At 32.7% G+C, this 8,456-nt stretch carries 13 protein-coding genes; all 13 read right to left on the reverse strand.

Going from position 1 to position 8,456, the window contains the following annotated elements; genetic code table 11:
• Positions 1 to 497: 497 nt before the first annotated feature.
• A complete protein-coding gene (locus tag ACSHWW_RS14035) occupies positions 498 to 881 on the reverse strand; it encodes a hypothetical protein (protein ID WP_435683100.1) in 384 nt (127 codons plus the stop codon).
• Between the two features lie 414 nt (positions 882 to 1,295).
• Positions 1,296 to 1,799, reverse strand: coding sequence for a GbsR/MarR family transcriptional regulator (locus ACSHWW_RS14040; RefSeq protein ID WP_435683101.1), 504 nt, complete (start codon positions 1,797 to 1,799; stop codon positions 1,296 to 1,298).
• 168 nt (positions 1,800 to 1,967) lie between these two features.
• Entirely contained in the window at positions 1,968 to 3,296 is a 1,329-nt protein-coding gene (locus tag ACSHWW_RS14045) for a hypothetical protein (protein ID WP_435683102.1), read from the reverse strand.
• Between the two features lie 213 nt (positions 3,297 to 3,509).
• Positions 3,510 to 3,875, reverse strand: a complete 366-nt coding sequence (locus ACSHWW_RS14050) for a hypothetical protein (protein WP_435683103.1) — start codon at positions 3,873 to 3,875, stop codon at positions 3,510 to 3,512.
• Positions 3,876 to 3,927: 52 nt separating this feature from the next.
• Complete coding sequence (locus ACSHWW_RS14055) at positions 3,928 to 4,599, reverse strand: hypothetical protein (RefSeq protein ID WP_435683104.1); 672 nt, start codon at positions 4,597 to 4,599, stop codon at positions 3,928 to 3,930.
• Positions 4,600 to 4,701: 102 nt separating this feature from the next.
• Complete coding sequence (locus ACSHWW_RS14060; RefSeq protein WP_435683105.1) at positions 4,702 to 4,944, reverse strand: hypothetical protein; 243 nt, start codon at positions 4,942 to 4,944, stop codon at positions 4,702 to 4,704.
• 46 nt (positions 4,945 to 4,990) lie between these two features.
• A complete protein-coding gene (locus tag ACSHWW_RS14065) occupies positions 4,991 to 5,455 on the reverse strand; it encodes a hypothetical protein (RefSeq protein WP_435683106.1) in 465 nt (154 codons plus the stop codon).
• Between the two features lie 70 nt (positions 5,456 to 5,525).
• Entirely contained in the window at positions 5,526 to 6,215 is a 690-nt protein-coding gene (locus ACSHWW_RS14070) for a hypothetical protein (protein WP_435683107.1), read from the reverse strand.
• 109 nt (positions 6,216 to 6,324) lie between these two features.
• Positions 6,325 to 6,450, reverse strand: a complete 126-nt coding sequence (locus tag ACSHWW_RS14075) for a hypothetical protein (RefSeq protein ID WP_435683108.1) — start codon at positions 6,448 to 6,450, stop codon at positions 6,325 to 6,327.
• Positions 6,447 to 6,932, reverse strand: a complete 486-nt coding sequence (locus ACSHWW_RS14080; RefSeq protein ID WP_435683109.1) for a hypothetical protein — start codon at positions 6,930 to 6,932, stop codon at positions 6,447 to 6,449. The genes ACSHWW_RS14075 and ACSHWW_RS14080 overlap by 4 nt, the downstream gene beginning before the upstream one ends.
• Before the next feature lie 16 nt (positions 6,933 to 6,948).
• The gene (locus ACSHWW_RS14085) at positions 6,949 to 7,572 is read right to left on the reverse strand and encodes a hypothetical protein (protein ID WP_435683110.1); all 624 of its coding nucleotides are present in this window, start codon (positions 7,570 to 7,572) and stop codon (positions 6,949 to 6,951) included.
• Positions 7,563 to 7,982 (reverse strand): hypothetical protein, encoded by a 420-nt coding sequence (locus ACSHWW_RS14090; protein ID WP_435683111.1) that lies wholly within the window; start codon positions 7,980 to 7,982, stop codon positions 7,563 to 7,565. The genes ACSHWW_RS14085 and ACSHWW_RS14090 overlap by 10 nt, the downstream gene beginning before the upstream one ends.
• A gap of 180 nt (positions 7,983 to 8,162) precedes the next feature.
• On the reverse strand, positions 8,163 to 8,456 hold a 294-nt coding region (locus ACSHWW_RS14095; protein ID WP_435683112.1), incomplete at its 5' end, for a TPM domain-containing protein.

Below are 8,456 nucleotides of genomic sequence, written 5' to 3' on the forward strand. Positions count from 1 at the left end.
CATTTAAACTGGTTTTCTCTCTAGAATCTATGTTCTGTAATAAATCGGAAAACGGAGTCTCCTGTGCCTTTATAGTTGTGCTTAGCGTTAAGAGGAATACAAATAGGAGGGTTTTAATGTGTTTCATGTGTAGCTGTTCTTCAGTTTTTAAAGTGATGTGTTTCTTGTGTTATCATACCAGAAAAAACACGTCCTGACCCAAAAGAATGTAATTGGCTAACTCTTTTGAGTTTGGTTTGTGCGGAAGATAAAAGTAAGGAACTTTCTAATAGAGCCTTTAGTAAACCTTTGTATTTTCATTTATAAACTGAAAAAGGAACATTCCGTTTAAGCGAAATGTTCCTTTCTGTATAACTAGCCCCTCCTAAAAAAACAGCTTTATACACGTCCATTTTTTTCCGTAGAAAGTGAATTATTTGGCAACGGAATGTACAATATCTAGCGTATATTCTTTAAAGTTCTTGTCTCCTTAAAAAGGGTGATTTTAGTAGAGAATGCTATTTGCTATTAGCTATAGCTTGTCTTCTGTTCTGGGCAGATTTCTTTTTGCCTTTAAGAAACAGAAATAAATTTATGAATAACATAATACCTAGATAGATAGCGAACCCTCCAATTTTAGAACTTAGTTTTTCAATGAGTACTTGGTAGCTATTAGAGGTTACGTGTAACTCTAGAATAAGGAGTGCATACCCAATGTTCAATAAATAAAATCCGGTTTCAAATAGTTTGTTTGTTGCAAGAGCAATTTCTTCCCTTCCGTTAAAAATATCCAGCATGTATATTCTACCATTTTTAAATAATGTTTTAGAAACAAAAAGGGTTAGAAATAGTACTATTGGTAAATAGATGGCATAACCGATTAAAATTTTTGTCGTGATCATAATTTTCAATTTTAAGTTTATAAAAGTTTGTGGATGAATTTTTTAATGAGATAGATGTTTGAATAGTGTAATACTGCTATGGTTAGAATAATGACTGACATTTTTTTTGAAATAATTTCTATTAGCATTGCAAAAGAATCAATGGTATCCCAGTTGATAATTGTAATTGCGCAGTAACCAATGTTCAAAAGGTAATATCCAATAAGTAACATTTTGTTTATTTGAATAGAAAATGCCACCTCCTTCTTTAGCAAATTTTTGATGAACACATTGCCATTGGTATAACATACATTGCCAACATGATAGATGATAATGGAGGAAAGGAGAAAGTAAATTAGGTACCCTATTATGTTTAAATTCATCATTGTAATGTTTGAAGTTTCAGAAATAACTGAAACTATGTTTTAAATTTTTTTATTTAATGAGTCGTACCACTAATTTACTTAGCCAGTTTTCATTGTATTGTGTAACCTTATCCAATACATTGTCGGCTTTTAATACAAAGTCATATAGGTTTTTAGTTTGTTCAGCAAATTGCTTTTCAGCTTTAGATGAACTTGTTTTAATAGAAGAAACTTCTTTTAAAATCCTGAGTGCCGGTTTTATTTCTCTTTTGCTGCGTTCTCTGGCAATAGTAACCGCCAGTTTGTCTAAGTCTTTTTCAGCTGAGAAAAACTCTTTTCGTTCTCCTGCTTTTGATTCTTTAAAAACAATACCCCAGTCTATAAGCGCTCTAATATTCATTGAGGCGTTTCCGCGAGAAATTTGAAGCTCTTCCATAATTTCTTCAATAGATAATACTTCTGTAGAAATCATTAATAGCGCATGAATCTGAGCCATGGTTTTATTAATGCCCCATTGCGAACCTAATGCACCCCATGTTTGAATATATTTTCTTCTAGCTTCTTCAAATTCCATGGTCAAATATATAAATATTTTTAAACTTTCAGAAATAATTGAAAGTTTATTTTTTTAATTTCACCCACTCACTAAAATCTTATGTTTATTTTATAAATGCAAAAAGCAACATTTCGTTTGAGCGAAATGTTGCTTTTTTGGCGTGCCATAAGTACGTGCTTAAGTCATTTATTCAAGGAATACATATTCTTCCCTTTCAATTTTTGTAAACGATGAATCATAATCAACATACCATTTGGTAATCCACTCCTGATATGGAATTGATTTAATCTGTATAGTTGAATAATCATATTTGAGATCATTAATATTCATAGCGGGATACATTTTTTTTAACTCATCAGGTATCTCTCCAATTACAGGATAATCGTGTCCAGGAGAAGTAATTATCCATCGTAAATATGCAAGATCTACGTTTTGTTTACCTGTAGAGGTATACCAACTGTTATTTTTTCTAATTATGGTATCTAAGTTGGTAGTAAATGTAAATTCGAAAATAGATGAATTTTCAGGGGTAAAGAATAAGTCCTCTCTAATAATTATACTTTCGGGTTTTGGACCGATTGATATGTTTCGGTATTGTGTTTTATCAAACGAAAGTATAATATCTGATAGATAATTATTAAACTTATTTAGATAGCCTAGTTTTATTTTATTAGGTATACCGTACGACCAATAACCGTATGAGTTTAAATGATATCCTTTTCGTAGTGTGTTTTCATTAATTGTGAATACGTCATAGACTAGTGTTTTTGTAGTTGCCGGTAAGTCTATAATTAAACTACTGTCAAAAGCCATAAATTCAGAATAATCAAAGTTGTACGCATCACCTACTTTGACATCATTTACAAAACGATATTTCATATCAAAATTATCGTCCATAATAGATACAATAATGTCTGTTTCAGTTCTTAAGTCAATATTATTTATGCGAAAATTTACATAGCTAGAATTTATAAATGACCCAGCATGAACAAATTGGTATGGAATATGTTCTAAGCTGGAAACTGCATGCGGTATTTTAGTTGATCTACTTGGGATATTAGTTATGTTTATATCAAAGGTGCCAATACTAGGCGTTACATTAATAGCAGTACCTTTGGTAAATTTCCAATTACTGCCGTTATCAATATCGGTATAAGTCTGTACGAAATAACCATCCTCTGTTAAATTTAATGTCCTTCTTAAATGGCTAACTGTAATCTTATTCGTTACTTCTGTTTCCAAAGATTCAAAAGTAAGTACATCTCCAGCTTCGTAGGATTTGAAGTCTAATATTTCTCCGGTATCATTGTGAATGATAATCCAATCTTCAGTTTCTTTGGTATTGGTCGATGCATCCACGGTCAGCGTAAAATAAATTACTGAAACTGGTTCAGCTGGCTCTTCTTGTTCTCCCTTGTTTACAGGAGGCTCCACTGTAGTGGTCTCATTTTTAGAACAGCTGACGGTTATTAGAAAAACAAAAATGATTAATGCAATTGGTTTTAAAAATTTCATCCTCGTATTAATAATCTAGACTAATTAGTAATGATTTAGCTTGCAAAATACATTATATTTTTTAAGAGATAGAGAATTTTTCAAATCCCATCTATATCTTCATTTTCAATCCAACCATTTTTGTTCTGGTTCCTAGGCTTCAAGAATAGCAAGGTCAATTAGATGTATCCAAATAGTACTTAGGGGTTGGGTTAACCGAGGATGGAATTTTATTCAACTGCGGCTCATTTGAGATTTTCCGGTCATGGCTGTTATAAGTCCTCCTGCAATAGGGCCATATGCTATAATTCCAATTCCTTTTAAGTTTACTAAGCCTGTTAGAGTTCCAATAGTTAAAACCAATCCGAAAAGGGCTACAATCAAACCTCCATAAAATAAATTTTTGCCAGTTGCATTTATCGCTTTCATTTCTATATTTCTTTGCACTTTTTTGTCAACCTGCCTTATGACTACAGTAATTTCTTCTTGTTCTATGCCTAGGTTTTCAAGTTTTTGTCTTAACTCTGAAAATTCTAGTTTTCCAGAAGTTATTTCATTGAAATATTTTTTGATGGTTGATGCTCGGTTATAATTTTCCATAATTAAGAAAATAGGTATATAATTGGTTGAATAATTAAAGAATAAGTCTATCCTAATAATCCGCCTCATACCCATGCCCGTTCTTCCCGTAGAAAGTGAGCCATTTGGCAGCGGAATATACAATGTGTAGTTTAGATTCTATTTGGTTTTCATCCGTGTCGGGAGCGGTACGTTGGTCTTTTAAGTGCTCTAGGTTATTCTCTTTTGCAATGGTATTGGCAGCGCTCATTAACCGATTTCCATAATCTAACGTTTCATCTGCTTGTTTTGTACTCCAAGCCTCACTTACCAAATCTTCTCCAATCAGGTCAACGCAATCTTTCAAAAACTGCCCTCTAAAAACATTCTCATCCTGGCCTATAGCTCTATAACAAGGAACGCCATCTTGCTCTTTGGCAAGCGGAATAACATAATAGCCGTGGTGTTCTTTTAGGAAATCTTCCAAAGGTGGTTTTTGCTCCATTTCTTCATACCGTTGTTTTATCCAAACTTCAGCTTCTTGGTCTTTTCCAACCATGGGCGCTTTTATGGTTTCGTAGGTAGATATTTGGTTGTCAAACCATTCTTGAATTAATTCTTCTTTTGTCGGTTGTTTAATTCCCCGGAGTTTATCCATAAAACTAGGTTTAGGGATAGCATCGGAACTCACCATTTCAAAAATTTCTTTAAACCTTTTTTCGAATCCTTTTTGGGGCTTGCCCATAGGACGCATGTCTAATCCCATACGGTTGTTTTTTAATTACTAGTAGTTGATTTTGATTAGAATAGAACGAAAAAAAGGATTGTATATTTTTAGGTGAACAAAGAGAATTTTTGTTTTAAGTTTTTACTTTTCTAGAGTTGTACCAATCATCATTAAATCAACATTATTTCCTTCATCAACGAGCTGTCCTTTTATGCGAATTTGCATATTGTCTTTCAGCTCACTTTCGTCATATTTATTAGCGAATAAAACAACCAACTTTCTTATTTCTCCTTTATGCTCAATTTCTGTTGAAATGTAATGATGACCACCATCAGCTCCAGTCTGTTGGACTTTGTAATCTTTTAAGACTAATTCAGTTATCATACGTTTTAGGGTATTTCAATTTGGATATAGTTTCCCACTGCTTAGTTTACTCCAAACCTAATTGATTATTGGGTAGTCTTACAATTTGGTATTCCGTCCACAGCTCTGGGTTGGAAATGGCATTTTTCTCAAGCTCCGTTTTACTCATTTTCTTTATAGGTTCATCGTTAGAAAAAATGAGTACGGTTGCATTTTTGGGAGAATAAAGCCAATACTGAGCGGGTGCTGAGGTAGCGATTGTTCCGGTTGCGCACCATCCATTACCACTGTAGCTTTCTCCAGTTTTACATGCATTATGGGCCAAAAGTGATATGCTCATCCAATTTTCACTCAAAATGGAGTCGGAATCAATTCTTTTGGAGTAATACAAACGTTCTGGCGGGTCTTCGCGGTCATTCCATTCAAACACCCAAGTGCCGTACAAATCAAATTCTGAAATAGGAGCATCTTGCGAATTGGCGAACCAACCAGTACAAATAAAAAGTAAAGAAAGAAGTAGGGCTTTTTTCATTATAATGAGACTCTCAAAAATTACGCCGTAATCTAGTTTCTTAAGCGAAGCGTTATCTTTCTAACGAAACCTAACTTATATTGTTTTGTTTATTCTTTACGTAATTAATGTGCCAAATTAGTCTTTGATAAGAACCATTGTCCAATGCTCGTTGCCCAGTTAGCATGCTCGTAAAAAAGAAGGGATTATTTTTATAAACATAAGTCCCGTAATCTTCATTCCAAACAAAGTCATATCCAATCCAATGGGTGCTTTTATGAAGTGGCGATGTGGTATGATAATTACCTAGTAAATCTCGTGCCAGAGTATTGTTGACGATAAATATTCTTGGATTTCTTTCATCAATGAGTTTATCTATTACAATTTTAGAAATCATACATTGCTTATAAATAAACTCTTTTCCTCGCTCTGTTTTTAATAATGCCGAAACCTTTTTTTGGCTTGTTTCTCTGTTATAAAGTAAATCTAAATGACCCCAATTTAGTCCGGTTTTTTCAGATATATCAAAGAATTTTTTAAAGTAACGATGTTCCGTGTTTTTATCATAAGTTAGCTTGTAAAACTCACAATTTATATCGCCTTTTTTGTTTAATCTATTTTTTACTTCTTCGCTCATTGAGGGGTTAATTCCAACAAATACAAGACCATTACTTGGGATTTCAGAAGTTGAAAGAGGCGAAAATTCACAGTATTCCTCAATTCTGAATTCCTTCCATAATTCGTTTATCTTTTCCTTTACTAAAATTTCAATGTCAATCACGGTATTTATATTTGCCTACTTCAGTTTTAGCGACTAAAGCGCTATTATTTTTATGCGGTGTTCTCTGCTAGCATTACTTTGAGTAAACTTAATAAGATATTAAATATCCTCACCAGTTTGTATCGATCATCATTAAAGCAACATTATTTCCTTTATCAACGAGCTGTCCTTTTATGCGAATTTGCTTGTTGTCTTTCAGCTCGCTTTCATCAGATTTATTAGATAATCTTTTCAATCCAACCACTTTTGTTTTGGTTCTGTGGCGTCAAGGATATTAAGGTCCATGGCTAGTTTAAAATGGTGCGCCACTTTGAAAGCATCTTCTTTGTCAAAAGTTCTATAAAACGTTTTGTGCTGGTTTCTATCGTGAAACAAATTGACTAAATATACTTCGTCTGAAAAAGAGGTAGATGCGCCTAGCGAGTTAACGCGCTGCTTTTGTTTTCCCTTAAAAACAGAAATATATTCATACTTGGGGTTGGTAACCCATTTGCCAAAATGAATACCAAAAATAGACCATATATTTCTGAACTTATTCGTGTCAAAATTTATTTGTGACCCTTCTGAAGATGCTAAATATATGCCGAAAGAAAGCATGAAAAAACCAAACAAATAATTGAAAAATATAATGACTACAAAGGCGAATAAAAATACAATGCCTCCAAAAAGTTTCGTTAAAAGCGAAACAGGTTTTAAATAGGTAATGGTGCTTTTCATTATTTTCTGTCTACTTTTATTTTAATAATGGCAGAATATTCTTGTCAAACCATTTTCGAGAGTTGTTATATCTATCCTCATCATTATCTTCAGCTTGAAAAATTCTTTCCATAGTTTTGATAGAATACTTCCTTTCAACACATAATTCATAACCAAGATCGGCAATTTTTTTAAGTACTTTGTTTCTATCTTCAACTTCCTCGTCATCCATTAATGCATAGAATTCTATGAGTATAGTAGTAATTACAGCATTGATATTTAGTCCGAAATTAGCATAGATTTCATCCTGTTCAATTTCATTATAGATTATCTTTTGCTCAGTATTATTATATAATAATAAATAAAAGGAATCCCCTTGCCCAGAATCGCAAATAGGAACCACATTGTATCCTTTATAAATAGAGTAATTGGCAATCTTAGGTAAATAATAATAAGCTCCTTTTGGATAATTTATACAGCTGGTAAGTTTAGAATCAATAGTTTTTATGTTGTCAATTGCATCTAAGAATACTCTAGGTATACCAAATTGAAGTAATACTTCTTTTCGTTTACTATCTTCAATTAAATTCATTTGTTTCATTAAATAAGGGGCTAAGTTAGTATTAACTATGGGTGCCGTTAGCAAAGGTTTTATCCCCATTTTTTTTCCAGTTCCTCAAAGTTTTTGTCATAAAACAACATAAATGCGTTAAGGCCATCTAGTTTTGTTTGTTCTGGAATTATACTATAAAAATCCTTATCGTAATAGTCGTATTCTACAAATCCAAACCATTTTTTCTTTTTTCTTGTGATAGGTCTTTTATAACAGACATAGAATTCATATTTGTTTAATTCTCCAACAATAGACACAGATACTCCATTGCCATTAGCATCTTCTATATCTAATGAAGGCGAACAATGCACTTGATTCTTGTTAGCACTAAGCTGAAGTTTTAGTAAATCCAACCATTGAAAATTCTCAAACTTGACCATAAATTCAGCTTTTGTCAATAATTGCTCATTTAAGAGATAAGATTTTAAAGGGTGAGATTCAGAATATTTTAATTTCAATTTTTTAAATATTTTGCTTAAGTTTTCGTCTATAAAACATAGCGTTTAAAAAGACAGTAGCTTTCAGGTTAACAAAAATGCGAATTTTTACATTTTAATTTCTCTATTCAAGAAGTCAACTACAAAATTAGAGGTTTAGTACCTAGGCTAGCTAATTGTTATGAAAGCAGCCCACAATACTTAGTCCCACTTCTCAATTAATTCGGTCACCCCATTTTTAATTCCGGTATAAAATTCACCGTTTTTAAGTTTGGGTATTATTTTTTCTTCAATTACTTTGGTACAAATTTCGTCCGTTAAAATTAGTTCTGTTCCAGTGCCCGTTGCAATGCTTATCCGTCTACAAGGTTTACAAAGAACTAAGGCTAATCCATTATTTTTTTCGGCAGTACCAACGCCCCAGGTTTGTGCTAAATCTGTAGCATATTTTTGGATGTTCGTATATGGTGTTATGCTGTCTACCGTTATTACTAC

This window comes from Nonlabens sp., assembly GCF_051251825.1.
Lineage (GTDB): Bacteria > Bacteroidota > Bacteroidia > Flavobacteriales > Flavobacteriaceae > Nonlabens.

Bases quoted from the DNA above. Each gene is read 5' to 3' on its own strand.
- ACSHWW_RS14040 (WP_435683101.1), bottom strand. From the start codon at position 1,799: ATGGAATTTGAAGAAGCTAGAAGAAAATATATTCAAACATGGGGTGCA.
- ACSHWW_RS14045 (WP_435683102.1), bottom strand. From the start codon at position 3,296: ATGAAATTTTTAAAACCAATTGCATTAATCATTTTTGTTTTTCTAATA.
- ACSHWW_RS14085 (WP_435683110.1), bottom strand. From the start codon at position 7,572: ATGGGGATAAAACCTTTGCTAACGGCACCCATAGTTAATACTAACTTA.
- ACSHWW_RS14055 (WP_435683104.1), bottom strand. From the start codon at position 4,599: ATGGGATTAGACATGCGTCCTATGGGCAAGCCCCAAAAAGGATTCGAA.
- ACSHWW_RS14035 (WP_435683100.1), bottom strand. From the start codon at position 881: ATGATCACGACAAAAATTTTAATCGGTTATGCCATCTATTTACCAATA.
- ACSHWW_RS14080 (WP_435683109.1), bottom strand. From the start codon at position 6,932: ATGAAAAGCACCATTACCTATTTAAAACCTGTTTCGCTTTTAACGAAA.
- ACSHWW_RS14060 (WP_435683105.1), bottom strand. From the start codon at position 4,944: ATGATAACTGAATTAGTCTTAAAAGATTACAAAGTCCAACAGACTGGA.
- ACSHWW_RS14065 (WP_435683106.1), bottom strand. From the start codon at position 5,455: ATGAAAAAAGCCCTACTTCTTTCTTTACTTTTTATTTGTACTGGTTGG.
- ACSHWW_RS14050 (WP_435683103.1), bottom strand. From the start codon at position 3,875: ATGGAAAATTATAACCGAGCATCAACCATCAAAAAATATTTCAATGAA.